Source organism: Leuconostoc aquikimchii (assembly GCF_040838325.1).
Taxonomy (GTDB): Bacteria; Bacillota; Bacilli; order Lactobacillales; family Lactobacillaceae; genus Leuconostoc; species Leuconostoc aquikimchii.
Genome location: NZ_JBFPER010000001.1, coordinates 1,690,355 through 1,715,698 on the forward strand (window position 1 = coordinate 1,690,355; position 25,344 = coordinate 1,715,698).

The window sequence follows — 25,344 nt, forward strand, 5'->3', positions numbered from 1 at the left end:
CATTCGACACCAAACCAATCCTGTTCCTAATAGCACGCTAAGAGCGCGCGTAATATCAAAAAAGCGTTGCGGTGTTATTTTTTGCATATTGACCGGTTACTCCTTTTTTTATCTATGTACAGCGGTTACCCGCCTTATTTTCAAGCCCAAACGTCATCTAAAATTTCTTTGACTAACTTTAATTTAGCCCATTGTTGTTCTTCTGTTAACACATTACCTTCTTCAGTTGAGGCAAAACCACACTGTGTCGACAACCAAAGGCGATCAAGTGGTAAATATTGCGCTGCTTCATGAATACGATCAATGATCACTTGCTTATCTTCTAATTCGCCAGTTTTTGTCGTAATCAATCCCAAAACCACACGCTTGTCGCCAGAAACTTTAGCTAACGGTTCAAAACCACCGGCGCGCTCTGAATCATATTCCAAAAAGTAGTTCGCTACATTTTCTTGACCAAATAATTCGTCAGCAACAGCATCATAACCGCCAGTCGCAGCCCAATCTGAATGATAATTGCCTCGGCACACATGCGTATTAATCGTTAAATCTGTTGGCAAATTTTCAATAGCACCATTATTTAAATTCAAATAAACTTTTTTCAAATCATTGACGTTAAACCCAGCCCCAGCCATTGTTTCCCAAAAATTGGGATCTACTAGCATTCCCCAAGTACAATCATCTAATTGTACTGTCCGTGCGCCTGCTTCATACAAGGCAATAATTTCTTCATGATAAACGCGTTGAATATCCGCATACAGTGCCTCATCTGTGTCATAAAATTCTGCAATTTTTTCAGCATTGTTGCCACGCACCAATTCAGCATAAAATTGTGATGGTGATGGAATAGTAATCTTAGCAGCGACACCAGCTGCGTCAGCAACAGCTTTTAAATATTTAAAATGTTGAATAAACGGGTGTGTTTCGGCATTAAAGCTTAACTTTCCTGACAAGCGAGCTGAATCATCTCGCGTTTCTTCATGAGCAAAGACATAGCCTTCACCATAATTGAAATGTTCGACGCCACCAAACCCCCAGAAATTATCTAAATGCCAATATGCCCGACGAAATTCACCATCTGTTACAACATCTAATCCTGCCTCAACTTGCTTTCTTACTAAATCAGTAATTGCTACATCTTCAATTGCTGATAATTCATTTGTCGTTATCTGACCTGTTTTAAAATTTTCACGGGCTTGTTTTAGCTCCGTAGGTCGTAAGAACGATCCAACATGTTGAAAACCAATTTTTTGTAATGTGCTTGTTGTCATTATTTTGTCCTCCTTATTGTCATTGTCTAGTATACTGATGTGATAACACTTGATATGCTTAGTCCCCTGTCTGGGCACCACTCCCACATAAATAGATACCCGTCACAACTTTATTTGTATGTAAATAATATATTTTACAATATTTAATTTTCACGGCTATCTCCTATCTATGACATCATGTCGCATACAACAAAAAACCGCAGTCTTATATATAAGACTGCGGGACGACATCTCGTGTTACCACCCGGGGTTTATGTATTGCTTGCGCAGTACAACTTGATATCAATCATCTCGGCTATTAAAAATAAATTGCGTTGAGAATTGATGTCGCTATAACGGGCTCACCCGGTAATTGTTTATGGCTATCAAAACACACTCACAACGACAATAACTCCGAGACCATTTTCCTAATATCGCAGTGTTCATTTTCACCAATCATGAACTCTCTGTTTAATGCTAAATCAGTACTTTTCTCTTCTTAGTTACAAATATCATATTATAAACTAATCAAAATGTCAATTAATCCTCATAATAAATTAGACAACTTTTCTTTCAAATGCGTCACTTGAAATGCCTTGCGCCAAAATAATTTTAGCCCACTCTTTTGCTGAATGTAAACTGTGATCTTTAAAATTACCACAACTCTCGATTTCAGCAGCTGGTACTTCAGTTATTTCATCACTTACAATTTTTTCAAGTACTTTTTTGAATACTTTTGCCAGTGTTTCGGCGTCATAATCTACCCACGAAATAACATGAAATCCTGTTCGGCAACCGAATGGCGACATATCAATAATCCCATCAATTTCATCACGTACAAGCCCTGCAAATAGATGCTCTAACGTATGCAATCCACCAGTTTCAATCGCTGTTTCATTCGGTTGCGTTAAACGCAAATCATAGTTCGTAATGCGCCCACCTTGTGGACCATTTTGTGACTCAATGACGCGTACATAGGGTGCCTTAACCTTTGTGTGATCCAATGTAAAACTTTCAACAACTGTTTCTGCCATGATTTTTCTCCTTTAAATCTACTGTTTTGTATGTTAAATTTTATGTTTATTATCTCGTATCAATTCAGTTCATTGCATTTTTAGAATTCATTAACCTCCTCCAAAAAATTTCAACTTAACTGTTCATCGGCTATTTTTTTAACCAAAGCCAATTTTTGCCATTGATCAGAAATGGTGAGTACATTCCCTTCCTCAGTTGAAGAAAAGCCGCACTGTGTGGATAATGCAAGATTACTTGCTGGCACATACTTTTGTGCCGCAATAATTCGGGATATAACTGTTTGTTCATCTTCCAAATCAGCTGACTTGGAAGTTAATAAACCAAGAACAATTTCAACATTTTGCCGGTTATGCCAGATATCAATTAATGGCTTAAAATCACCCGAACGCGCATCATCATATTCTAAGAAAAAGCCATCATAATTTAATTGCCCCAAGTATTTGGCAACAGGTTCATAACTACCCTCAAACAGATAAGTTGATTTAAAATTCCCACGACAAATATGTGTTGATAATTTCAAATCTTCTGGTAAACCTGACAGTGCTTTGTTAATGACGTAAACATTATCCTCAGCAATTTGTTCATACTTTTCCCGCTCCTTTAGGTTATCACGATTTGCATTTAATTGTGTAATTAAATATGCCCAAGTCGTGTCATCTAACTGAATATACCGTGCGCCTAAATCATAAAAATGTTGCAAAGTATCATGATACGCTTGTGCGACGTCATCCAAAAAGTCTATCCAATTCACATAATACTTTGACCACAAATCAGACCGATGATCACGATTAATAACCAATGTTGGGGATGGTATTGTCTGTTTCACTTCAACCCCAGTTGGCACAATTGATTGCAGATAAGTAAAATCCTCAAAAAAAGGATGCGTCAAATTCGCGTGAACCTTACCGTTCAAACGGACATTAGTAGTCCGTGTATTAGCACCATGGAATTTATACGAATTTTCTTGTTCATAAGATTCAAAACCACCGAGTTGACCTAAAAAGTCTAAATGCCACCATGAACGATTAAATTCACCATCCGTCACCGCTGATAAACCAGCTTTCACCTGTTCATCAACCACTTTTTTTATTTCCTCATGTTGTATGACCAATAACGCTTGTTTATCAATCTCACCATTAGCAAATTGTTCACGGGCCTTTTTTAATCGATCAGGACGCAGATAAGAGCCAACCTGATCAAAATGATAATGTAGTTTAGTTGCAGTTGTTGTCATGACGTTTTTCCCACGCTGTTTCTGAGTGATTAACAGCGTACTTTCCTTTTTTTAAATGATAATTATTTTAAATTTGTGCAAGTGCTTGTTCTAGATCAACAATTAAATCATCCGCATCTTCCAAGCCAACTGAAAAACGAAGTAATCCAGGTGTAATGCCCGCATTAGCCAATGCCTGCGTGTTTAACTCCGCGTGACTCATTTTTGGTGGATAACTAATAATTGTTTCCACTGCGCCTAAACTCACAGAGAACGCGGGTATTTTTAACGCGTCAACAACCGTTCTTGCATGCGCCTCCGAACCAACGTCAAAGCTCAACACCGCGCCACCTGACTTAGCCTGCCTCATTTGAATAGCATGCCCTTCATGATTGACTAATCCAGGATACAAGACACGTGTTACTTTGCTATGTGATTCAAGATACTCAGCAATTTTTTGAGCAGACTGACTGGCATGTGTCATACGGACCCCTAATGTTTTAATGCCCCGCAATAATAACCAGGTATCCAACACGCCTAATGTCGCACCAACAGCATTTTGTATAAAATAAATTTTATCAGCTAAGTCCGAGCGATTAACCACAACAGCACCTGCCAAAATGTCAGAATGCCCAGCTAAAAATTTTGTCGCTGAATGGACAACAATATCTACACCAAGATCCAGTGGTTTTTGTAAAAATGGTGATAAAAAAGTATTGTCCGCAACCGTGAAAAGATGGTGTGCTTTAGCTAAACTAACTACTGCTGTAATATCTGTGATGTGTAAAGTAGGATTAGATGGTGTTTCAATGTAAAGTACTTTTGTTGCTGGTGTAATCGCTGCAGCAACAGCATCCAAATCACTAAAATCGACCATATCGTGTGTTATACCCCATCGTGGCAAAATATCAGTTAACAGACGAAAGGTGCCACCGTACACATGTTTACTGACCACAATGTGATCACCAGCAGATAATGTCAATAGGACACTACTGATTGCTGCCATCCCTGAACTAAATAAATAACCATGGTTGCCATGTTCTAATTTGGCAACGGCCGCTTCCCCAGATTCTCGTGTTGGATTACCAGAACGCGCGTAGTCAAAATGACCAAAATGATCGAAATCAGGTTGATTAAATGTCGAACTTAACTGAATTGGTGTATTGATAGCACCTGAAATGGGGTCATGTATCGTTGTCGCTTGAATAACGTTTGTCCAATCACTCATACTTTTGCTCCCGCTATGGCTTGCATTAAATCATGCAACAAGTCATCTTTATCTTCCAAACCAGCGCTGACACGGATTAATTGATCTGTAATACCTAAAGCCAGCCGTTGTTCTTGATTCATATCATGGTGCGTCTGTACTGCAGGAATCGTGATCAGTGTTTCTGGCCCACCCAAGCTTTCAGCAAACGATGCAATCTGTAAGCCCTTCAAGAAAGCATCAACATCATAGCCATCGGCCAAATAAAAACTAATCATGCCACCAATGCCTGCATAATTGAGATGTGCTACCCCGCTAACATGACTGAGTTCCTCAGCTAAAAATTGCCCATTTTCATTATGTCGCATCATACGCAAATGCAAAGTTTTTAGGCTTCGAATCAATAACCAAGAACTAAAGGGATCTAAGACCTGACCGCTCGTAACCAAGGCTGTTTCTAATTGTGCTGCAAGTCCATCATCTCCTGTAATCACAGCGCCGGCCAAAATGTCGTTATGTCCGCCAAGATACTTAGTCGCTGAATGCACCACAATATCTGCGCCTAGTGTCAAAGGCTGTTGATATATTGGTGTCAAAAAAGTGTTATCAACAGCAATGATAATATCTGGATATTTTGCTTTTACTGCTGAAGCTATTTTTTGAATATCAAATAGCTTCATCATCGGATTTGAAGGTGTTTCTAGCCAAATGAGTTTCGTTTTTGGTTGAATTTTTGTTAAAAAGTCCTCTAAATTACCACAAGAATCATAACTCACACCTCTTTGTGTTACGAGTCCATCAAAGTAGCGATAGGTGCCACCGTATAAATCATCACTTGTTAGAAAATGATCTCCTGTTTTAAGCACCGTGGAGAAAACTAAATCAATAGCAGACATGCCTGAACTTGTTGCAAAAGCTTGAACCCCTTGCTCTAACACAGCTAGTTGTTCTTCTAAAATATGTCGCGTGGGCGTATTTAAACGCGCATAATCAAATCCTGTCGACTCACCTAACCCTGGATGGCGGTAGGCTGTTGAAAAATATAGTGGCGTCACAATTGCGCCAGTTTTATTAGCATCCGTGTCGTTGCCACCTTGCGCTAGAATTGTATCTATTTTTTCAATCATACCGTTTTTTCTCCTTCACAAGTGTGTTTTAAAACTGGTAACAAATCAATCATTTCTGTACGTTGTGTACCGACCATCAATAATTGGCCCCAATTAAAAAATATTTTTTCGGCACTTTTTTGCCATGTATTATGAGGTTGGCCGTTAACATAATAATTTTTTGGTTCCTGTGTACGGGCATCTTTTTTTATGTCACGTTGATACTCATCTTCTAATGTTGCTGTATCGTATTCTAAATGGCCCGTGATATACGTCGAACGTACGCGTTCGTCGCGTAAAATAAACGCACCAATCATATCGTTTCCCGCCACTTTTAACCGACGCGCAATGCCTTCATTTGGAATAGTAAAATAACGCGAATGTGGCATGGTCATTTGTGTTAAACCGGTAGTCAATTGACTACGTTGGTTCAAAATATGATCCACATGGTAAACACCGTATATTTTTTTTACGCTGCGCCGTACAGGAAAGTTGCGTTCAGCATATCCCGCACCATAAGCTGCCCAACAAGTAAATAAATTTTCTCTCACATGTGTTTTTCGCCATGTCAATAATTGTTGAAATTCTTGCCAGTAGTCAATCGTTTCAAATTTCATACGGTCAACTGGTGCGCCAGTAACAATTAAACCATCATAGGTTTTTTGCCAAATATCTTCAAAAGTATCGTAATTTTCTTTAATCATCGTGGCATTGTTTTTAAAATGGTGTGAGGCTGGAATTGCAAATGTGACGCGTACATTAACTGATAATTGTGTGAGTAACTGTGTAAATTGCCTTTCCGTTTGTAAACGATTGGGCATGAGATTAACCACTAAAACATTTAATGTTGGTTGTAACAATTTAAAATCGCCTACTATCAATTGTTCACGTTTCAATAGACCATTTTGTAATATGACACTCATTTTTCCTTGCCCTCCCTCATTTTTTAGCCTAAACATATGACAAATTATAAAATAAAAAGCGTCCCGTAGTCTATAATATAGACTACGGGACGCTTTAATAACGTGTTACCACCCGGTGTTCATGCAGGGCTCTCGCGCCCACACCTTAACGTACGCCCGTCAGAAATCGTCGAGAACATCTGTGAAAAATTCGAGGTTATACGTTGTGCGTTAACGGGCACCGCCGATTTCAACTTACTGCGCCGCACATATGAGTACTCGCTTGCTCGTATCTATGAAACTCCAAGACCATTTTCCAATGACATATCTTACTCGATTTCACCAACCACGAGCTCTCTTGTTAAGATTTAAAATTGTACTTATCTTTTCAATGTTTATGTTGTACTCACTATAACTTTCATTTTGTGAGATGTCAACACTTTTTACAAATTATATTTTTATTTTTCTCATTTTATAAAATAAGAATCCTTAACAATATTATGGTATACTCTTTATAATATAACAAAAGGAGCAAATTATGTATCAACCAACACATAATACTAATGCTGTCGTCGAAGCAAATATTCAACATTCTGGTCGCAATGTCATGTTTTTGTCCGCTGATTGGTGTGGTGATTGCCGTGCTATCAAGCCTTTCGTTCAAAACATTAAAGATACCGTCAGCGAAACCGCTAACTGGTTTGATGCTGATCGTGATGATAATCTAGCTGTTGCCACAAAATACAATATGCGTGGTATTCCCTCATTCGTTTTGTTTGAAAACGGCAAAGAAATCTCTCGTATCGGGCACGGTGAACGTTTAACGCCTAATCAAGTCCTTGACTGGTATCAAAAAACTGTGTGAGTTAGACGTGTACTGTCGTCTATCATCTACGTCTCATAAAAAAGAAGTCACCTTGCCATCTGGAAGCGCGACTTCTTTTTTGATATCTATTTTTCAGTCTCGGCAATAAAACTTTGCACGATATCTGCTGGAATAGCAAAACCTATTCCCTCAACGTTGACGCCATCATCTGATGACGCAATTTTTGATGAATTGATTCCGATCACTTCACCAGCTAAATTAATAAGCGGACCACCAGAATTGCCCGGATTAATCGCAGCATCCGTTTGAATTACTTTCGCTGCGCCTATACCGGTTTGTTGACTTGATAGATCACGTCGCGGCGCCGAAATAATACCACTTGTTAATGACGTTGCGTAATCAGATCCCAAAGGTGAACCAATTGCTAAAACCTGTTGTCCCGATTGTAACGTATTAATTTTACCAAACGATGCAGCTGATTTAATCACATTTGTCTGCACCTTAATTAATGCAATATCTTTTTCAACATTTTTGCTTACCACGGTGGCCTTTATCTTATCCCCACCAGCCGTTATCACCTGTAAGGCGTCAGAATTTGCTACCACATGATTGTTGGTGACAATGTAGGCATTCCCATCAGCAATTTTGTAAACGACACCAGAACCTTCAGATGCCGTTTCCGTTTCTGATGACTGTTGGCCTTCTTGCGGTGATTGGCCAAACAACGCCGAGAAACCATCGCTTTGTTGTGACGAATTATTTTGTAAATTTTGAACTGTTACGACAGCATTTTTCACTTTATTATATGCTGTCGTTGCGCTATCATTGCTCGTATAAGCCGTTTTTGAAATGGACGTTTGGCCAGATATATGCGCTATCTTTTTTGTCGCCGGCTGCTGTTGAAACCAAGAATTGGGTTGTGTACCGGAATAAACGACACCACCACCCACAATAGCTGATACAATAGCCACAGTAATCAGGGCATGTTTCATAACATAATCCTCCTTATCCAACATAATATAGCATGACAATATTTAATGATTATTAAAGTGGCAGTGTCACTTTAATAATCGTTCCCTTGGGTTGATTATCTAATACAACAATCTTACCACCATGTGCATGCACTATCCATTCAGCAATTGACAAGCCGAGTCCCGTGCCACCAGTCTGTCGGTTCCCAGTTTTATCTTCGCGATAAAAACGATCAAAGACATGCTTTTTAGCTTCGTCACTAATACCACGTCCTGTATCTGCCACACTTAAAACAAATTTACGTTTCTCAATCACTGCCGAAATCGACACGGTTGCACCCGCTTCAGAATACTTCACCGCATTATCTACCAACAAAACTAATAACTGATGAATACGTTTTTGGTCTATAAACACTGGTTGGTTAACTTGTGTAGACAATAACACTTGTTTACCATCAAACTCAGCCATTTCCTGATACGGCGCCACAATTCGTGACAAAAATTCGGCAATATCCGTTGATTCTTTTTCAAGACGTGTCATGTTAGAACCAGACTTTGCCAAAGTAAGCATATTGTTAGTCAAGGATGTCAGACGTCGCACTTCAGATAAAGATAATATAATCGCATCAGATTGTTCTCGAACCGTCGATTCTGGACGCGTTAGCATATTTTCTAATTTACCTTGGATAACAGCCATTGGGGTTCGCAATTCATGCGCTGCATTATTAACAAAATCTTGTTGCTGCTGCCAAGCTTTAAGAATAGGTTTCATATTTTTCAAACTAATCCAATAAGATACCATCAACGCAAGTAAACCAAACGTGCCAAATGACCACAAAATAGCTTTTTTAAATTGGTTAAGATTAAACACCGTGTCTGTCACGTTAACCGTGATAATGCCATATTTAACAGGTTTGCCATCATTATTTTTTGTGCCATTAATAAAGTTTACCTTAGCACCACGATAATAATCATTCCCTATCTGTACGGTTTTTGGTTTGGATAAAACAAATTGCGACGTATATTTAAACTTCTTTTTATAAGCAGATTGCATAGGATCTGGTATACGCTCATCAATAACTAACTTCTTGCTGTTATCGTAGACCCAGACATCGGCTAACATATTTGATTGTAGTAACAATGGTGCTTTTCTATTGGCATCTCCCGAATTTTGTAGCGCACCTGCCATATCAAATTGTTTAATTTGCTGCGTAATAGCTGTATCCGAATTTTGAAAAATGGTCCGCGTATAAGACCAATAAATGACACTACCAAGAACTGAAAATATGACAAAAAAACTCGCAATCAACAACAGAAATCCACGAATTTGTTGTTGCTTGTTAATTACCTTAGGCATCTTTAACCTCTAAAATAAAGCCGATATTACGTAAGGTCTTAATTAAATCATTTTGCCCAACAGCTTCTAATTTACGACGCAAATTGTTGAGATAAATATTAACAACATTGATTGTCGTGTCAGAGTCAATGCCCCAGACACGATCAAAAATCTGATCACGTGTGACAATAATATTTTTATTTTGCGCCAAATATGTCAGAATATCGAACTCCTTACCAACCAGTTTGACCTGTTGACCATGAACTTGTACCCCACGGTTTTCTAGGTTAATTAGGACGTCACCAACAGTAATCATATTATCCTCTGAATAAACACCTGCCCGACGCAACAACGCTTTAACACGCACTAATAGCTCTTCGCGATAGAATGGTTTTGTAAGATAATCATCTGCCCCAACATTGAATCCTTCGATTTTATCATCAAGTGAGCTTTTAGCCGTCAAAATCAAAACTGGCGTTTCTACTGCATTTTTGCGCAAATGCTTAATGACTTCAAAACCACTCTCTCCGGGCAGCATCAAATCAGAAATAATTAAATCATACGGTGACTCCTGACCTTCGAATTCACCATCGAGACCATTATCAACGACATTGACGTCCGCAAAATCTTGTAAAAAGCCGACAATATTATCCGCCAAATTAACGTCATCTTCGATTAATAAGATTTTAATTGCTTTAGCCATTTTCATATCTCCATTGTACCGTTTTTATTTACTCTAGTGTAATACTTTATGATTAATAGGAGATTAAATCTCTCTAATATAAAAAAGTATCATTAACAAATGATACTTTTACACAACTAAAGAACATTAACTTTCACGTTTATTAGCCCATTTCGGCTTACCTTTATCTTTAGATACTTTCGAACGTTTTTTCTTCTTTGGTTTTTCAATCACCTCAGGTGCAGGCGTTGACTTAGCTTTTGGTAAAACAGGCGCGCTGTTTTGTGCTGTTTTTGTTGCCACACGGGCAGTAGTTGTCTGCTCACGGTCATCGCTTCTTGAACGTTCAGGTTTGTTCTTTTCAATCAGTGCGTCAGCTTTTTGAGTAAAAGTATTGACTGCTTTTACTAATTCAAAATCATCCCCCAACTCGCGTTTTAAATCACGTATATCATGATCATTGCCAAGATTTAAGACCCGCCCAGGTTTACCCATGCGGCCAGTACGACCAGTACGATGAACATAGGTCTTTTTACTTTGTGGAATTTGTGCATTAACGACTAAAGGTAAATCTTCAATATCTAATCCGCGAGCAGCAACATCTGTCACTAATAGTAACGTTACTTCACCTTTTTTGAACAGACGTAAGGCATCTGCGCGTTGCACTTGGCGCTTGTCATTACTACCGATACTCATAACACTCGCGTGTGCGTGACGTAAAGTCGCCTGCATATTCACTAAACCACTAATCGTATTAAAAAAAACTAATGCTTGCTGATTATTTCGTGCCAATTGAATTAGCATATTTGCTCGTGCCTTTTGATCAACATACTGAAATTCATGTTTAATCGATGCAGGTGCATCAGTCCCAACTGAGATGGGCCGTACTTCTCGATGAAAAGTATCAGCAACATATTTCAAATCCACACCAGATGTCGCTGAAAATAACCCGAGCTGCACATCTTCAGGTAATTGATTAGCTAATTCTTGCAAACTATCATGACGCTCTTCTGTCAACATCGCGTCTGCTTCATCAAAGATAATAGTTTGTAAACCATTTAATTTCAAGGCACCGCCATCAACCATCGTCAACACACGACCTAAGGTCCCAACAACAATGTGTGGCTTGTCTTTTTTAAGCTTATCCGACTGTCGTCGACCATTTGCCCCGCCAATCAAGCTAGCTACTGAGACACCAATCAAAGCGCCCCATTCACGTGCCACAGCTGTTGTTTGCATGGCTAATTCTTGACTTGGTGCTAAAATTAGCACTTGTGTACGCTTTAATTTAACATCGATCCGCGATAACATTGGCAAAATAAATGCTAACGTTTTCCCGGTGCCAGTTGGTGCTAAACCAAAAATGTCTTCACCATCTGACAAACGTTCCCAAACGGCATCTTGTATTGGTGTTGGCGTCTCAAATTGGGTGTTGAATTTATCTTGTAACTCTGGTTTAATTGCCATTAAATTAATATTCTTTCTGGTCTGCTGGGAATTCTATTCCGGCAGACGAACGTAAGTCAAACAAGGTTTGGTTAACTTGTTTAGCAAGTTGAAACCACTGATTGTACTTCGTGTGATTTTCAACAGGATCATTAATAATATCCGCAAAATCTTGTGCTTCATGAATCATTGGATTATCATCTGGCTTTTGGCCAATATTATCAGCATGACCATCACCGTCATGATAAGTGATTGATTCAAGATCCGCAATATTTGATATTGTAATCGTTTCTTTCAAACCATATATTTCACTGTCTAAGTATGAATTAGCACTCTTCCCAAATAATACAGTCACATTAAAATCATCATAAAACAAGTTAGCCGTGCCTTTACCATCGGCGCCATTAGTCAATAAAGTTGGCAAATATTGCACGGCTCGCGGTGCACCAAATAGTGCAATCGCTGCATAAATTGGGTACACACCCAAATCGTACAATGCGCCTGCACTAAACTCCCGTGACAAGACATTAGGTTCTTCACCTGCTAAATAGGCATCATAACGAGATGAATATTTTTGATAGACTAGCGTGGCGCCTTGTAATTGTGTTAATTCACCCATCGTTTGTTGGATAATCTTAAAATTTGGTTGATGAATATGGCGCGCTGCCTCAAAATAATGTACGTCTGGATGTAATGACAGCACTTGCTCTATTTCCGAAAACTCTGCCGGATTACTCGTTGTTGGCTTTTCAACAATAACATGTACACCTGCTTCGATTGCTACTTTTGACTGTTCGAAATGAAGTGAATTTGGAGACGCAATGTAAACCAACGCAATCCCTGTGTATAAGTCACTTAAAGTTGTGACAATATCCACATCATCAACTGGCAGCGTCTTTAAAAAAGATTCACCGCGTTCTTGCGTACGAGAATAAATTTTTACTAATTGATACTCGCCAGTTTGAAGCGCTGCTTCAATGAACATTTTTGTAATCCAATTTGTACCAATAATACCAAATTTAATCATCTTAGCTCCTTAAATTCCTTTTCGGTCCCGTTAAACACGCTCGTTGGCATTTTAATCGCTTTCAAACCACTGCCAATCGTATGATCTTCACTATATTGAATGAACTGGTTGCTAGTTGCTTTATTCTTTGTATTATTAGCAATCAGCCAATACTTTGTTTCCGAAATGGTTGCTTCTAACTTTTTTTGTACACTGGATGTTGTATAAATTATTGCTGATTTATTATAGTGTGCATTTAAAATTTGTATCAAGGCAGCTAATCGTTCGATACTAGCCTGCGTGTCAATTTGATTATCAGTAACATAAACTGCAATCGGCAACTGACCTATCCGATTACCCACGTTATCAATAAAATATTGTGCTTGCGTTGACGCATCAGCACCAGCATCATAAACTTGAATACTGCCAACTTTCAATTGTTCAGCTCGCGCACGACTATAACTTGATTGATAGCCATCATCCACAAAAGAGGTGCCTGTCGTGGCACGTAAATAAGCATAATCAATCCCATTTGATGCCAGGTTATGATAATCGACGTAACCTGATGTTTGATTAATCGCCACACCCTGCACTGAAAAACCAGTCGGTGTCGTATTGGCCGTCAATACAACCGGCTTAGCAAAAAGCCACACCGCTAGAGTTGCTGCAAAACCGCCAATGATCAACAACCAAGTCAATGATGTTAATGTTTTTTTTGTTTTAATTTTTGTTGTTATTCCAGAGTTATTCGTCATAATATCCATTATACAAAATTTGTCAGTAAATCGCTCGTTAAATACACTAAATTAATCTTCCAACTGATTATCAAACTGTATTATAAATGTTTATGTTCAACTGTAGCTTTGATTGCATGTGCTATCACACTATCAAAATTTTGTGTGTCTAAGTCGTCTAACCCCGCACGCGTTGAACCACCAGGTGAGGCAACCGAAGCTTGTAACTCCTTGGCCGTCTGTGTTGATAAAGACAATGTTTGAGCAGACCCAAGGACTGTTTGTGTTGCAATATTGGTTGCTAAGTCGCCATCCAACCCATTGGCAACCCCAGCCTGTGCTAACGCATCAATATATTTAAACACATACGCTGGACCTGACCCAGCAATGGCAGAAAATACAGCAAACTGAGATTCTGCTAGGTTGACACTGCTGCCAAGGTAATCTGAAAAGGCCTTAAACGCGTTACTGTTAGGTGTTGTTAAGTCAGTTTTAGAAAAAGCTGTCACACCTTGATTAATTGCCACATTGACATTAGGTAATGTTCGAACAATTTGCGTGGTATGTGTTGCAGCAATGAGTTGTTCAACCGTAATTCCTGCCAAAACGGATACCACAAGCTTATCCTGGAAATTTAGGTTGGTTGTGACATTTTCTAATTGGTTTGGCAAAAAAGCCAATACAACTAAATCACTTTCATCAATAAGCGTTTGCGCTGGTAATGATATCACACCCCACTTTTCAGTTAGTTTAGCAGCAGAACGGGGTGAATATACTGCTATTTCCTTTGCCAACACGCCTTTATGTCGTAAACCTTTGATTATGGCCTGCGCCATATTGCCTGTACCAATAAACCCATATTTAATCATTTTTATCCGCCATCTCGCTTTCAATTAGAACTTACGGTGAGCCATATCATATTTTATAAAAAGCGATGAGTCTTAACAACCCATCGCTTTTTATTTTGTGTCAACTCCTGATAATTTGGTATCAATCATATCCAATACTTTACTACGTGCCTCATCATCCATCACAAAGTCGAAACGATCGCCATCAATTTGTACCTTTGGTGAGCGATCATATGCTTCAAACCAAGCATCGTAACGCTTATTTAATTCTTTGTAATACGCATACAAATCTGGATTTGTAGCAATTTGTTCATATGATCGGCCTCGTTTTTCAATACGTTCAAGCATTGTCTCAAAACTAACACGGACATGAATCAATAGATCTGGATTTTTGATATCATTAACGCCAACAATATCAGCCATCATGTTATCAACAAGTGATTTATAAATATCTACCTCTGTTTGTGTCGCACGATTTAGGTCTGCCGTTAACTGAAATAATAACGCATCTTCGTAAATCGAACGATCAACGATATTGTTTCTACCTGTAGCCTGTGCCACTTTTATTTGTGCTAGACGTTTATTTAAAAAATAAATTTGCAATAAGAAACCATATTTTTTAGGGTTTTCATAAAATAATGGCAGAATTGGATTGTCATCAACACTTTCATAAAACGCCTTTGAATCTAAATGATTCGCTAACATCTCCGTTAAACTTGTTTTGCCGGCGCCGATAGTGCCTGATAATACAATCATGCCAATTCTCCTAATTTCAGTCAATTTAATACATACTTAGTATATCAAAAATTGATATGATTTTCAGCGTTACTTTTGCGCTGCTTTTTTAAGTTCATCTCTATATGCTTCCAATGTCAGATGATGTTGCACCATATATTTGGCATTTATCACACCAACATAACGGAAATGCCATGATTCATAATCAATACCAGTTTGTGCAATTGATTTTGAATCAGCCAAGTACCTTAAAACAAAACCATAATCAGATGCATGTTTAATTAACCACTGTTGTGATGCAAACGTATCCATTTGTGCTACCAAATTAGGATACTTTGCTAAAGCATCGTTTCCTGCTAAATCAACCGCCAAACCTGTCTGATGTTCAGAGGACCCTGGTGTTTGAATGACGCTTTCAGTCAGTTTTTTTGCCGACTCTTTATTCATGCCATTGGCTTCATTTTGTTTTAATGATGTATTGTAAACTTCAGCTTGATAAGCGATTGAACGATATGCTGACACAAGTGTTGTATCATACCCTGCATTTTTAGCACCCGCACGAAAATTTGCTAATGGTCTGGCAATTCTTTGATCTATTTGCTTGTCATCAACAGTGACTTTGTTAAAACTAATTTCAGATGTGCGTGGCTGCTGTTTATTGACCAACAACAACTGCCAATCTGACAATTTAGTATGCTTTGGTAAGGCGTTACTTTGATTTTTAACAGACGTTTTTTGTAATCTTTGTTGCTTTTTATTCGTAGTACCACTGTGACTAACTTGAAAAAAGCCAATTATCAGCATACTTAAAATGATGATAATCGCCAAACCCAATAATTTTGAACGCGTTTTCATTCTCAAACTTACTCCCCATTATCATAATTGTGTGTTTTTTTGTCATTAGAAGATCATCAGATGATCGGCCTAATTTGCGTTAGAAAGCATCTGACACCGACAACCGACTCTGATTTGTAGTTGGTGTCTCCAGTTCATCAAGAACAGCCAGTGCCATGTTGCCGGTCGTTACATGTGACTGACCGGCGGCATCTTCCACAATTTTTCCCTGAGTAAGCATATACGCAGTTGGTTCACCTACCAAAAAGTTACTTTGTGGTGAGAATCCTATCCAATTAACATCTTTTACCCAACTCAAAAATGTCAACTCATAGAACCCATGCTGAGGTTCGTTAATCCACGCTGCGCTTTCTGGTAGTTGTTTCAAATCTTCTAATAGTTGACGACCTGTTGTATTAATAAGTGACGCCGCACCGAGCATAAAGATAGCACGCACAGGCGTGCCTCGCAGAATATGAATTAAATGTGTGGCAGCATCTAATATCAATTCTGGCTGTTTATGATTAGCAAATGTATTGATAATCACATCAAAATCCTTGACATCTGCTAATGTCAGCGCAAATACATCCTTCGTAATCGTTGCTATACCTGAAATATTAGTATCACTATGGACAAACGCGGTCACTTCGTGACCACGTTTGACTGCCTCTGTTGTAATAGCACTACCTGCATTTCCTGTTGCACCTATAATTGCAATTTTCACAGTGATCACCTTTTTCTTTATTTTAGCCGCTATATTAATAGTTATTAAACGTTCTTACTTTCATTATAACAAAAAACGCCAAAAACATTTCTGTATTGGCGTTTAATTTAGTGGACAGCCAGGGGCTCGAACCCTGGACCCACGGATTAAGAGTCCGTTGCTCTACCAACTGAGCTAGCTGTCCATTTGTCACTTTCACAACAAAAATTATTATATCACGTATTTTTGTTGTGTGCAACACTTTTTAAAATCCTCATAGTAATGACACTATTTATGTTTCACGTAATTCATAAAACAAACGTAAAATATAAGCAAACTGCGCAATGAAAGCGACGATTAGTAATAAGATTCCTATTTGACCTAATGTTAACGTGGTTGTGCCAAAGCTTTTATGGAAAGAGACAGCAACAATCCCTAGTATGATTAGTATACCAAACACAACATGTAATGAAAAACGATTAGATACCATAATAGCATCTAATTCACGCTCATCATTGTATAATTCATCTATTGTAATTTTGAGATGCGATTTTTTTGACATGACTTTGGCACGCTTTTTGTGTTTATTATTGTAGTGTATGAGTAAAACGAGATAAATAAAATAACTTATATGTAATAATTTATACTCTGTAAAACTATACAAAACAAGCAGCACAATCATTCCAAGTGCTGATACTGTTGCTCTTAATGCATTTTTCTTAACATCAACCATGTTGTCCCCAATCCTATTTAACCTTGGCTATCGCATACAAATGCACGGATAACGATTCTCAAAATAATCACTATTTTTGTTCTATGTTACTCACTTTTTACACCTTTTATAAATAATTGATCAACTGTTGTCTCCAATATCTCTGCTAATCTAAACGCTAATTCTAACGACGGATCATATTTAGCATTTTCAATCGCATTGATTGTTTGCCGAGTCACATTTGCTTTTTTAGCTAAAGATTCTTGCGATAATTGCCGCTTTTTTCGACGTTCACGAATATTATTTTCCATCTCACGTGCTCTTTCTGTCAAATATGTTTAACATATATAGTAAAACATGTTTGACTTTTTTTGTCAAATACTTTTGACAAAAAAATAGTCCTACAACTTGTAGGACTATTTTTAAAGATTTATTTATCATCATAACCTGTTGGGTGATTTTGATGCCAATGCCAAGCTGTTTTAATAATATCTTGCACATTATCATACTTTGGTGTCCACCCTAAAACGTCACGTGCTTTATCGGAATTAGCAATCAAAATATCTGGATCACCAGCACGACGCGGACCTTTTTTTGATGGGATATCAACACCCGTTGCCTCACGCGCTGCTTCAACCATTTCTTTAACAGAAAAACCAGTTGCCGATCCCAAGTTAAATTGATTTGAATCATGCCCATCAGCTAAGTATTTTAAAGCACGCATATGCGCATCAGCTAAATCAAGTACATGTACATAATCACGGACATTAAAACCATCTGGTGTCTTATAATCATCACCAAACATTTCAATATACTCACGCTGCCCTAAGCCAGCCTGTAGAATAATTGGTACAAGATGTGTTTCTGGTGTGTGATCTTCACCAATTGAACCATCTTCAGCAGCTCCGGCTACGTTAAAGTAACGCAGAGCAACCCATTTTACGCCATCAGATTTGTCCGACCAAGCCATGATTTTTTCCATCATAAGCTTTGATTCACCATAAGGATTAATAGGGTTTTGTGGATCAGTTTCTTTAATTGGAATATTTACTGGATTACCATAGGTCGCAGCCGTTGATGAAAAGACAATTTGCTTCACATCATGTTCCTTCATCACTTCGAGTAACGTAATCATACCACTTGTATTATTATCGAAGTACTTCAATGGATTAGCTACTGATTCCGGCACAATTGAAAAGGCTGCAAAATGCACAACTTGTTCAATATTTTCTTTATCAAAAACTTCTGACAACGCAGTTTTATTGCGAATATCAACTTGATAAAACTTAGCCGCTGAATTGACCGCATCACGGTGACCTGTGAACAACGCATCTGCCACGACAACGTCACACCCAGCTTCAACAAGTGTTTTAACCATATGTGAGCCAATATAACCGGCCCCACCTAATACTAATACTGACATAATAAGCCTCTTTACTTTAGAATTATACTTTTAGTGTACACTAAACCGACACATCGCGCCACTTAAACTCAGCCTCAGCGCTAACAACATCACCCATCATTATACGGTGTTTACTGTCATGTTCTTGTAAAATAACTTGTGATTGAATCATATGCCCCAATCGAATTTCATTTTCAAATTTCAAATTAACATATGTCACTTCATGCGTTGATAGGAATTCTGGTGCAATAACATCTTGCATCCACTCAAAATACTTTGAATTATTGACATGTTTATTAGCATCAATGTCAAGATAACGTACATGATAGTCATTTTCTTCAAATACCTCGTCAACACCAAATTGCGCAGGCTTAGCAATACGTGGTACTTGTTTCACACGTTCTGCCTGATATTTGTCAACAATATCTTGCGGTAGTCGTGCCATGCGGCGATTTTCAATGTCAATCATTGTCCAAATTGAATCGACACGAATAATTTCTTGCCCAGCAGCATCAAAAAAAACAAATGGCCGACTGACAAAAAAAGGATTGTATTTTGCAGCGTATGTTTTAATTGTAATGTCTTCGTTTACTTTTGGACGACGTGTAATTTGTAGTTCATATTGCAAGATAATCCATCCCAAACCACGACCTAAATATATTTTTTGTCCAACACCTAGTTCATCGCTTTGCTTCTTTGATGCCAACACTGCCCAGTTCAAAATCATCGGTAAGGTTAAGCGACCAGTAGTATCAGCTTCATAATATTCGACGTGTCGCTCAATTTCAAACGTATGCATCATATTTTCCCCTATGAATTACAAATTTCTCTACACTGATTTTTTCAAGCAATACCATGATAATCTGCATAAACTGCTTGTCTATCTAATCCACGTAATTTAGCAATTTGCTTGATTGCTGCATTAGGTTTCAAACCACGACTTATCAAGTTTTCAACAGCATCATGAACAGACAAATCAAGATCATCAGGTTCATTTTGTTCTTTAATTACGCCATGATAACCATCAATCATCACAACAAATTCACCACGAATATCATTATCTTTCGTCCAAGTTACGAGTTCTTGTGTTGTGCCACGTAAAAATTCTTCGTAACGCTTAGTAAGTTCACGTGCAAGAACCACAAGGCGATCGTCACCCATCACTTTTTGTATATTCTCTAGCGTTTTCTTAATACGATGTGGTGATTCATAAAAAATAATAGTATCTCGTATGCTGGATAATTGTTGTAACTCTGCCAGCTGCTCATTATTTTTCCGTTGTAAAAAGCCATAAAAATAAAAAGGTTGCGGCACTAATCCGCTAGCGATAAGGGCTGTAACACCAGCTGTTGCACCTGGAATTGGCACAACCGTTAAATTGTTTTCGATTGCAGCAGCCACGAGTTCTTTACCCGGATCTGAAATTGATGGCATACCAGCATCACTGACTTGCGCAATATTTTTGCCATTTTGTAAATCCAAAATAATCCCAGGTATTTTTGCCTGCCAATTATGCTCATGAAAACTGGTTTGCTTTGTTTCAATATCAAAATAATTGAGTAATTGTTGTGTGTGTCGCGTATCTTCAGCCGCTATTAAGTCAACTTCTTTTAACGTGTCAATCGCACGCGGGGTCATATCTTGCAAATTGCCTATCGGGGTTGGCACCAGAAACAACGTCCCTGTTTGGCTTTTCTCAAAACTTTTTTGTCGTTGCATGCTATTCTCCTAAAGCAATCGTCACATCAAGCACAATTTTTTCAAGTCGTGTTTGTAAGGCCACATTATTTTGACGTATTTTATCATCCATAAATACAGCATCGCTCGCCTTCACTAACTGCTGTGTTGTGTAATGCTGCGTCAGCGTTTTATATAAGCCAACTAGCGTTGGAAAGCGCAGCATGTCATCTGGAATTTGCCCAAAGACAACCGTGTCACGTGATAATTGATGAAGCCAATTAAAAAATAATTGCTGCTGTTTAATATCTTTTAGTTGGTTTACCAGTTGTGTTTGCACATAGACAAAAGCTTCGATACGTCGCTGCATTATCAATTCAAACCATTTAAATAAAATGAGTTGTGTCGCCTTTCGCCAGTCAGCATCAATTAAATCGATTGCCTGGTCTATCATCGTTTCAGGCAATAAATGAACAACTTGTGCTCGTGATTGAATTGTTGTCATCACTTCATTGAGATTTTCAGCTAACATCACAATTAATTGTGGTCCAGTAGGCTCCTCAATAAATTTTAGTAGTGAATTACCAGATTCAGCGTGCAACGTTTCTACAGCATCAAAAACAAAAACTTTGCGTGTACTTTCTTGAGCAACCGTCACAAATTCAGGTTTCAAAGTTCTGATTTGATCAACTTTCCAAGTTCGATTTGATCCGGTGCCACTCTTTGGCAAACTTGGTTGTGTCATTTTAACATCAGGATGATCATTTTCTGTAATTCGGACTGCATTGCGTTCATTTGCACCAACAATTTGCCAGGCCAGATACTGCGAAAAAGCCAGCTTTTCTGGCTGACTTGGTCCAATAAATAAATAAAAATGGCTTAACTGGTTTTCATTAATTAAATTTACAAAATGCGAAACTTGTGTTGGATAGACCATTTGTGCAATTGTTACGAAATCTGATTGCATTAGAACTGATGAAATGATTCAATACTTTGTGTATAAACAGTTGCGCCACCGACCTCAACTTCAACTGGATACGCACCAACATGGGCACCTCCAGCATCCAAACTAACCGGTGGTACCATATACTGTTTTCTTTTTTGAGAAACAGATTGAATAATATCAAGTACCGCTTGTAAACGGTCATCTTCAATAGCAATTAAAAATGTCGTATTTCCTGATCGTAAAAAACCACCAGATGTCGCTAATCGTGTCGCACGTATATTTGATTTTACAAATGCATTGCTTAATTTTGTTGTGTCTTTATCCTGAACAATAGCCGTAATAAGTTTCATAAGAAATTACTCCTTTCGAGCTTTAAGTGCTTCTGACAGTAAAGTACGCGTATCAGCCACTACTTGATCTAACGAATTTGTGGCATCAATTATTTTAATTCTATCAGAAAAGTCATGTTGTAGTTGTAAATAAGTTTGACGTACTGTTTGATGAAAAGATAATTTTTCCTTATCCAGTCGATCAATTTTCCCTTGACGATTGGCCTTAACACGCGCCAAACCAATCTCTGGTGGTATATCAAAATAAACTGTCAAATCAGGCATCAAACCTTCTGTCGCAAACTGATTAATTTGCCATATATTGTCGACGCCCAGGCCGCGACCACCACCCTGATAGGCTAACGAGCTATCAATGTAACGATCAGAAATGACTACTTTACCAGATTTTAATGCTGGCAATACAATTTCTACCAAATGTTGACGACGTGCCGCCGTATAAAGCAACGCTTCGGTTCGCACATCCATACCGTTATCTTCTGCTGGTTGCAAAATGGCACGAATGGCTTCAGATATAGGATTTCCCCCAGGCTCGCGTGTCGTAACTAAATCGTCAGCAAGAAGTGGTTTTAATTCAGCAATTAAAATTTCTAAAACACTCGTTTTGCCGGCGCCTTCTGGTCCTTCAAACGTAATAAATAATGGTTTTGACATGCTTTTGACACCCTATTTCTTCATTTCGTACAGCTTATATGGAAAATATTGATAAACTGCATCATTAGAATTGATTACGATCGGTTTTTAACACATGTGTTTGCATGTGTCCGACCGTTTTTCGACGCCTTGCTTCGCGATAAAGGTAATTAAATTTTGCCTTATTCAATGCTGTTTGAGACTGTATTAACCGCACGTTCACTTGCCCATCTAATAGAGCTTCTTCAGAATTTTTCGCCGTATCCCAATCTATTTTCGCCTTATCAATTTGAAAAACAAGGGCTTGATCATATTCATGACGTAAGTCACGTTTCTTTTTCCCAAATATCATAATTCTGTTCGTCCTTGTACCGCTTTAATCAGTGTCAATTGATCCGCATAGTCAATGTCTGAACCGACTGCTAAACCATGTGCTAAACGCGTTACTCTAATCCCTGCAGGTTTAAGTAATCTTGCTAAATACATTGCTGTCGCCTCACCTTCAGCTGTCACATTGGTTCCAACAATGACTTCATTAATTTCTTGATGTTCTGATAACCGGCGAATTAAACTGGGTAAATTGATGTCTTCCGGCCCTGTTCCAGCACTTGGTGAAATAACGCCGTTCAAAACATGGTACAAACCATGAAAATCTCTTGTATTTTCCATGGCCATCACATCACGTGAATTTTCCACAACAAATACTGTTGTTTGGTCACGCGATGTATCTTGACATATCACACAAGGATTAATGTTGTTTTCCGTAATATTACCACATACTGAACAAAATGTCAGGTCTTTTTTGGCGGAAATTAGTGCCTTAGAAAAATATATCACGTCCTCTTCAGCCATACCAAGAGTATAAAAAGCCAAACGTGTTGCTGTTTTTGAACCAATACCAGGTAATTTTGTATAACTATCTATTAATTTTGCAATAGGTTCTGGATAATCCATAGATCACAAGGCTTCATGAGCCCAATCCTTTCTTTATTAATCAACGACGGTTACAAGATCACTACCAAACATTTTTTTTGCTTCCGCAACAACCGCCGGTTCCGTTGTTGCCACCGGTGCTGATTTTTCTATCCCTGCTACTGCCTTTTGACTACTAACAAGTGGTACTTCAGTTAAGTCAATCCGTTGTATGGCACCGGATTTAAGTTGTGTAACATAGGCTGCACGTTCTTGCTGCCAATCATCTTGTGAAATAAACACCATTAACGTCGGTAAATTTCGTTCTCGTAAGGCTGAATCTAGATTGTGTTGCATTTCCGCATCGTCTAAGGCTTGTTCAAGTAACGCCGGATAATCAAAGGCTAACACGACAGCTACCTCACTGGCAGCAACAGGTTCAGCAATTGTTAGCATTGCTTGTTGCGCAACATCAAAACGCGCAATAAGCGCCGCCCACTCATTTTTGGTACGACTCAACGATTCACGTTTGGCCGTTTGTAATACAGCAAATACTGCTTGCTGCCCAGTTCGAACTAACAAGTTAGTTTCATCTTCTTGTCTACCTGATACTGGGGCCACAGGCATCGCCCTTTGTTCTAACGACACTTCTTGCTCAGACACAGCTGGTCCTGGATTTATAATTTCTTCAACAACCATAGATTTAGAAGGCGCTGATTTTTCTGGTATCTCTTTTTTGGACGTTACTGTTGTTTTTACCGAGATGGGTGTTGTTGTGTCTACTGGCTCTATTTCTGCTGCCATACTTAATTTCACTGTTAACAGTTCCAAATAAACATCACTTTGTACAGTTTGCATCAACTGTCTTTGAATATCATCCAGTGTCAACATCATTTGTTCAATACGTGCTATACTCAGCTTTTTTGATAATAATTGTAACGCTGTTAATTGTACTGTTGATTTAATCAATTCTGGTGCAATATTGACAAGCATGACATCACGTAGTAAGCCAAGAATATCTACCACAAAACGTTGTGCATCTTTGCCTTCAATTAAAATATCATGCAATATTTGTAAGCTTTTAGGTGTATCGCCAACGCTTATTGCTTTAACATACGCTAACAATTCTGTTGTCGTTGTTGATCCTGTTACTTGTAGCGCATTATCAACCGTCACATTATCAGTACCAAATGCAATCACCTGATCTAATATGGACAGCGCATCACGCATACCACCTTCAGCAACATTGGCAATAATCCGTAGTGCATCGTCTTCGTATTTTATTTGCTGTTTTTTTAATATATCTGCTAATCGTGTTTGTATGACTAAACTATCAATACGTTTAAACTCAAACCGTTGTGTACGTGACAAAATAGTAACAGGTACCTTTTGTGGCTCAGTTGTTGCTAAAATAAATTTTACATTTTCTGGTGGTTCTTCTAATGTTTTAAGTAACGCATTGAATGCACTATTGGAAAGCATATGTACTTCATCGATAATGTATACTTTAAATTCTGCTTCGATTGGCGCATAATCAACGTTTGATAAAATATCTCGTATATCTTCAACACGACTATTTGAAGCAGCATCAAACTCAACAATATCAGGTATTTGTGAATCATCAGTTTTGGGGTCAATACCATTTATTTCACGTGCAAATATCTTAGCTGCCGATGTTTTCCCTGTGCCGCGTGGCCCAGAAAATAAATACGCATGCCCTGTTTGTCTCGTTTCAATGGCGTTTCTAAGTGTTTGTGTGATAACTTCTTGTCCAACCATATCATCAAACGTTCGTGGCCTGTAAACCCGATATAATGCCTGATATGCCAATGTACCACCTCCATTATTCGTTTATTGCTATGTCGTAAAAATCTGCTGACTGCT

The 25,344-nt window shown here is 38.3% G+C and carries 28 protein-coding genes and 1 tRNA gene; 1 reads left to right on the top strand and 28 read right to left on the bottom strand.

The genetic code is table 11. From position 1 onward, the window contains the following. Window positions 1-140: 140 nt before the first annotated feature. The 6 genes from AB3K24_RS08275 to AB3K24_RS08300 form a co-directional block, all read right to left on the bottom strand. On the bottom strand, window positions 141-1,268 hold the full coding sequence (locus tag AB3K24_RS08275) for a 5-methyltetrahydropteroyltriglutamate--homocysteine S-methyltransferase (RefSeq protein ID WP_367975047.1): 1,128 nt from the start codon (window positions 1,266-1,268) through the stop codon (window positions 141-143). Between the two features lie 536 nt (window positions 1,269-1,804). Next, entirely contained in the window at window positions 1,805-2,281 is a 477-nt protein-coding gene (locus AB3K24_RS08280) for an S-ribosylhomocysteine lyase (RefSeq protein WP_097002159.1), read from the bottom strand. A gap of 110 nt (window positions 2,282-2,391) precedes the next feature. Next, a complete protein-coding gene (locus AB3K24_RS08285; protein ID WP_367975049.1) occupies window positions 2,392-3,516 on the bottom strand; it encodes a vitamin B12 independent methionine synthase in 1,125 nt (374 codons plus the stop codon). A gap of 67 nt (window positions 3,517-3,583) precedes the next feature. Further along, window positions 3,584-4,723, bottom strand: a complete 1,140-nt coding sequence (locus AB3K24_RS08290; protein WP_367975051.1) for a trans-sulfuration enzyme family protein — start codon at window positions 4,721-4,723, stop codon at window positions 3,584-3,586. Next, entirely contained in the window at window positions 4,720-5,829 is a 1,110-nt protein-coding gene (locus AB3K24_RS08295; RefSeq protein WP_367975052.1) for a trans-sulfuration enzyme family protein, read from the bottom strand. The genes AB3K24_RS08290 and AB3K24_RS08295 overlap by 4 nt, the downstream gene beginning before the upstream one ends. Beyond that, complete coding sequence (locus AB3K24_RS08300) at window positions 5,826-6,731, bottom strand: homoserine O-acetyltransferase/O-succinyltransferase family protein (RefSeq protein ID WP_367975054.1); 906 nt, start codon at window positions 6,729-6,731, stop codon at window positions 5,826-5,828. Before AB3K24_RS08300 ends, AB3K24_RS08295 begins: the two co-directional genes overlap by 4 nt. 517 nt (window positions 6,732-7,248) lie before the next feature. Between AB3K24_RS08300 and AB3K24_RS08305 the strand changes: the two genes are divergently transcribed. Further along, window positions 7,249-7,575, top strand: coding sequence for a thioredoxin family protein (locus tag AB3K24_RS08305; protein ID WP_367975055.1), 327 nt, complete (start codon window positions 7,249-7,251; stop codon window positions 7,573-7,575). Between the two features lie 86 nt (window positions 7,576-7,661). Here the strand turns inward: AB3K24_RS08305 and AB3K24_RS08310 are convergent, their stop codons facing one another. The 22 genes from AB3K24_RS08310 to dnaX form a co-directional block, all read right to left on the bottom strand. Continuing rightward, complete coding sequence (locus tag AB3K24_RS08310; protein ID WP_367975057.1) at window positions 7,662-8,528, bottom strand: S1C family serine protease; 867 nt, start codon at window positions 8,526-8,528, stop codon at window positions 7,662-7,664. A gap of 52 nt (window positions 8,529-8,580) precedes the next feature. Further along, complete coding sequence (locus AB3K24_RS08315; RefSeq protein ID WP_367975059.1) at window positions 8,581-9,864, bottom strand: sensor histidine kinase; 1,284 nt, start codon at window positions 9,862-9,864, stop codon at window positions 8,581-8,583. Then, window positions 9,857-10,546: a response regulator transcription factor gene (locus tag AB3K24_RS08320; protein ID WP_367975061.1), complete on the bottom strand. Its 690-nt coding sequence runs from the start codon at window positions 10,544-10,546 to the stop codon at window positions 9,857-9,859. The genes AB3K24_RS08315 and AB3K24_RS08320 overlap by 8 nt, the downstream gene beginning before the upstream one ends. A 126-nt stretch (window positions 10,547-10,672) precedes the next feature. Next, window positions 10,673-11,992 (bottom strand): DEAD/DEAH box helicase, encoded by a 1,320-nt coding sequence (locus AB3K24_RS08325; protein ID WP_367975062.1) that lies wholly within the window; start codon window positions 11,990-11,992, stop codon window positions 10,673-10,675. Window positions 11,993-11,996: 4 nt separating this feature from the next. Continuing rightward, window positions 11,997-12,998: a Gfo/Idh/MocA family protein gene (locus AB3K24_RS08330; RefSeq protein WP_367975064.1), complete on the bottom strand. Its 1,002-nt coding sequence runs from the start codon at window positions 12,996-12,998 to the stop codon at window positions 11,997-11,999. Further along, on the bottom strand, window positions 12,995-13,732 hold the full coding sequence (locus tag AB3K24_RS08335; protein WP_367975066.1) for a GH25 family lysozyme: 738 nt from the start codon (window positions 13,730-13,732) through the stop codon (window positions 12,995-12,997). Before AB3K24_RS08335 ends, AB3K24_RS08330 begins: the two co-directional genes overlap by 4 nt. Before the next feature lie 80 nt (window positions 13,733-13,812). Continuing rightward, window positions 13,813-14,580, bottom strand: coding sequence for a pyrroline-5-carboxylate reductase (gene proC, locus AB3K24_RS08340; RefSeq protein ID WP_367975068.1), 768 nt, complete (start codon window positions 14,578-14,580; stop codon window positions 13,813-13,815). A gap of 90 nt (window positions 14,581-14,670) precedes the next feature. After that, complete coding sequence (locus AB3K24_RS08345) at window positions 14,671-15,315, bottom strand: deoxynucleoside kinase (protein WP_367975069.1); 645 nt, start codon at window positions 15,313-15,315, stop codon at window positions 14,671-14,673. Between the two features lie 69 nt (window positions 15,316-15,384). Further along, the gene (locus AB3K24_RS08350; RefSeq protein ID WP_367975071.1) at window positions 15,385-16,149 is read right to left on the bottom strand and encodes a M15 family metallopeptidase; all 765 of its coding nucleotides are present in this window, start codon (window positions 16,147-16,149) and stop codon (window positions 15,385-15,387) included. A 79-nt stretch (window positions 16,150-16,228) separates the two neighbouring features. Then, complete coding sequence (locus AB3K24_RS08355) at window positions 16,229-16,852, bottom strand: NAD(P)H-binding protein (RefSeq protein WP_367975073.1); 624 nt, start codon at window positions 16,850-16,852, stop codon at window positions 16,229-16,231. 111 nt (window positions 16,853-16,963) lie between these two features. Then, window positions 16,964-17,036: transfer RNA gene (locus AB3K24_RS08360), tRNA-Lys, on the bottom strand. Between the two features lie 87 nt (window positions 17,037-17,123). Beyond that, window positions 17,124-17,564 carry a hypothetical protein gene (locus AB3K24_RS08365; protein ID WP_367975075.1) on the bottom strand — a complete coding sequence of 147 codons (441 nt, stop codon included), beginning with the start codon at window positions 17,562-17,564 and terminating at the stop codon, window positions 17,124-17,126. Window positions 17,565-17,650: 86 nt separating this feature from the next. Further along, window positions 17,651-17,854: a helix-turn-helix transcriptional regulator gene (locus AB3K24_RS08370; RefSeq protein WP_367975077.1), complete on the bottom strand. Its 204-nt coding sequence runs from the start codon at window positions 17,852-17,854 to the stop codon at window positions 17,651-17,653. A gap of 119 nt (window positions 17,855-17,973) precedes the next feature. Next, window positions 17,974-18,966: a UDP-glucose 4-epimerase GalE gene (gene galE / locus AB3K24_RS08375; protein WP_367975079.1), complete on the bottom strand. Its 993-nt coding sequence runs from the start codon at window positions 18,964-18,966 to the stop codon at window positions 17,974-17,976. 40 nt (window positions 18,967-19,006) lie between these two features. Then, window positions 19,007-19,744 carry an acyl-[acyl-carrier-protein] thioesterase gene (locus AB3K24_RS08380; RefSeq protein ID WP_367975611.1) on the bottom strand — a complete coding sequence of 246 codons (738 nt, stop codon included), beginning with the start codon at window positions 19,742-19,744 and terminating at the stop codon, window positions 19,007-19,009. 44 nt (window positions 19,745-19,788) lie between these two features. Then, on the bottom strand, window positions 19,789-20,664 hold the full coding sequence (gene rsmI / locus AB3K24_RS08385; protein WP_367975080.1) for a 16S rRNA (cytidine(1402)-2'-O)-methyltransferase: 876 nt from the start codon (window positions 20,662-20,664) through the stop codon (window positions 19,789-19,791). Window position 20,665: 1 nt separating this feature from the next. Continuing rightward, window positions 20,666-21,589 carry a DNA polymerase III subunit delta gene (locus AB3K24_RS08390; protein ID WP_367975082.1) on the bottom strand — a complete coding sequence of 308 codons (924 nt, stop codon included), beginning with the start codon at window positions 21,587-21,589 and terminating at the stop codon, window positions 20,666-20,668. After that, entirely contained in the window at window positions 21,589-21,918 is a 330-nt protein-coding gene (locus tag AB3K24_RS08395) for a cyclic-di-AMP receptor (RefSeq protein WP_367975083.1), read from the bottom strand. Before AB3K24_RS08395 ends, AB3K24_RS08390 begins: the two co-directional genes overlap by 1 nt. Before the next feature lie 6 nt (window positions 21,919-21,924). Further along, the gene (gene tmk, locus AB3K24_RS08400; RefSeq protein ID WP_367975085.1) at window positions 21,925-22,569 is read right to left on the bottom strand and encodes a dTMP kinase; all 645 of its coding nucleotides are present in this window, start codon (window positions 22,567-22,569) and stop codon (window positions 21,925-21,927) included. Window positions 22,570-22,633: 64 nt separating this feature from the next. Continuing rightward, window positions 22,634-22,900, bottom strand: coding sequence for a YaaL family protein (locus AB3K24_RS08405; RefSeq protein ID WP_367975086.1), 267 nt, complete (start codon window positions 22,898-22,900; stop codon window positions 22,634-22,636). Further along, a complete protein-coding gene (recR, locus tag AB3K24_RS08410) occupies window positions 22,897-23,502 on the bottom strand; it encodes a recombination mediator RecR (protein ID WP_367975087.1) in 606 nt (201 codons plus the stop codon). Before recR ends, AB3K24_RS08405 begins: the two co-directional genes overlap by 4 nt. A gap of 36 nt (window positions 23,503-23,538) precedes the next feature. Then, complete coding sequence (gene dnaX / locus AB3K24_RS08415; protein WP_367975088.1) at window positions 23,539-25,290, bottom strand: DNA polymerase III subunit gamma/tau; 1,752 nt, start codon at window positions 25,288-25,290, stop codon at window positions 23,539-23,541. Window positions 25,291-25,344: the final 54 nt, after the last annotated feature.

What these genes read in the sequence shown, in the direction of transcription:
- AB3K24_RS08275 (WP_367975047.1), bottom strand. Translation starts at nt 1,268, where the DNA reads ATGACAACAAGCACATTACAAAAAATTGGTTTTCAACATGTTGGATCG.
- AB3K24_RS08280 (WP_097002159.1), bottom strand. Translation starts at nt 2,281, where the DNA reads ATGGCAGAAACAGTTGTTGAAAGTTTTACATTGGATCACACAAAGGTT.
- AB3K24_RS08285 (WP_367975049.1), bottom strand. Translation starts at nt 3,516, where the DNA reads ATGACAACAACTGCAACTAAACTACATTATCATTTTGATCAGGTTGGC.
- AB3K24_RS08290 (WP_367975051.1), bottom strand. Translation starts at nt 4,723, where the DNA reads ATGAGTGATTGGACAAACGTTATTCAAGCGACAACGATACATGACCCC.
- AB3K24_RS08295 (WP_367975052.1), bottom strand. Translation starts at nt 5,829, where the DNA reads ATGATTGAAAAAATAGATACAATTCTAGCGCAAGGTGGCAACGACACG.
- AB3K24_RS08300 (WP_367975054.1), bottom strand. Translation starts at nt 6,731, where the DNA reads ATGAGTGTCATATTACAAAATGGTCTATTGAAACGTGAACAATTGATA.
- AB3K24_RS08305 (WP_367975055.1), top strand. Translation starts at nt 7,249, where the DNA reads ATGTATCAACCAACACATAATACTAATGCTGTCGTCGAAGCAAATATT.
- AB3K24_RS08310 (WP_367975057.1), bottom strand. Translation starts at nt 8,528, where the DNA reads ATGAAACATGCCCTGATTACTGTGGCTATTGTATCAGCTATTGTGGGT.
- AB3K24_RS08315 (WP_367975059.1), bottom strand. Translation starts at nt 9,864, where the DNA reads ATGCCTAAGGTAATTAACAAGCAACAACAAATTCGTGGATTTCTGTTG.
- AB3K24_RS08320 (WP_367975061.1), bottom strand. Translation starts at nt 10,546, where the DNA reads ATGGCTAAAGCAATTAAAATCTTATTAATCGAAGATGACGTTAATTTG.
- AB3K24_RS08325 (WP_367975062.1), bottom strand. Translation starts at nt 11,992, where the DNA reads ATGGCAATTAAACCAGAGTTACAAGATAAATTCAACACCCAATTTGAG.
- AB3K24_RS08330 (WP_367975064.1), bottom strand. Translation starts at nt 12,998, where the DNA reads ATGATTAAATTTGGTATTATTGGTACAAATTGGATTACAAAAATGTTC.
- AB3K24_RS08335 (WP_367975066.1), bottom strand. Translation starts at nt 13,732, where the DNA reads ATGACGAATAACTCTGGAATAACAACAAAAATTAAAACAAAAAAAACA.
- proC (WP_367975068.1), bottom strand. Translation starts at nt 14,580, where the DNA reads ATGATTAAATATGGGTTTATTGGTACAGGCAATATGGCGCAGGCCATA.
- AB3K24_RS08345 (WP_367975069.1), bottom strand. Translation starts at nt 15,315, where the DNA reads ATGATTGTATTATCAGGCACTATCGGCGCCGGCAAAACAAGTTTAACG.
- AB3K24_RS08350 (WP_367975071.1), bottom strand. Translation starts at nt 16,149, where the DNA reads ATGAAAACGCGTTCAAAATTATTGGGTTTGGCGATTATCATCATTTTA.
- AB3K24_RS08365 (WP_367975075.1), bottom strand. Translation starts at nt 17,564, where the DNA reads ATGGTTGATGTTAAGAAAAATGCATTAAGAGCAACAGTATCAGCACTT.
- AB3K24_RS08370 (WP_367975077.1), bottom strand. Translation starts at nt 17,854, where the DNA reads ATGGAAAATAATATTCGTGAACGTCGAAAAAAGCGGCAATTATCGCAA.
- galE (WP_367975079.1), bottom strand. Translation starts at nt 18,966, where the DNA reads ATGTCAGTATTAGTATTAGGTGGGGCCGGTTATATTGGCTCACATATG.
- AB3K24_RS08380 (WP_367975611.1), bottom strand. Translation starts at nt 19,744, where the DNA reads ATGCATACGTTTGAAATTGAGCGACACGTCGAATATTATGAAGCTGAT.
- rsmI (WP_367975080.1), bottom strand. Translation starts at nt 20,664, where the DNA reads ATGCAACGACAAAAAAGTTTTGAGAAAAGCCAAACAGGGACGTTGTTT.
- AB3K24_RS08390 (WP_367975082.1), bottom strand. Translation starts at nt 21,589, where the DNA reads ATGCAATCAGATTTCGTAACAATTGCACAAATGGTCTATCCAACACAA.
- AB3K24_RS08395 (WP_367975083.1), bottom strand. Translation starts at nt 21,918, where the DNA reads ATGAAACTTATTACGGCTATTGTTCAGGATAAAGACACAACAAAATTA.
- tmk (WP_367975085.1), bottom strand. Translation starts at nt 22,569, where the DNA reads ATGTCAAAACCATTATTTATTACGTTTGAAGGACCAGAAGGCGCCGGC.
- AB3K24_RS08405 (WP_367975086.1), bottom strand. Translation starts at nt 22,900, where the DNA reads ATGATATTTGGGAAAAAGAAACGTGACTTACGTCATGAATATGATCAA.
- recR (WP_367975087.1), bottom strand. Translation starts at nt 23,502, where the DNA reads ATGGATTATCCAGAACCTATTGCAAAATTAATAGATAGTTATACAAAA.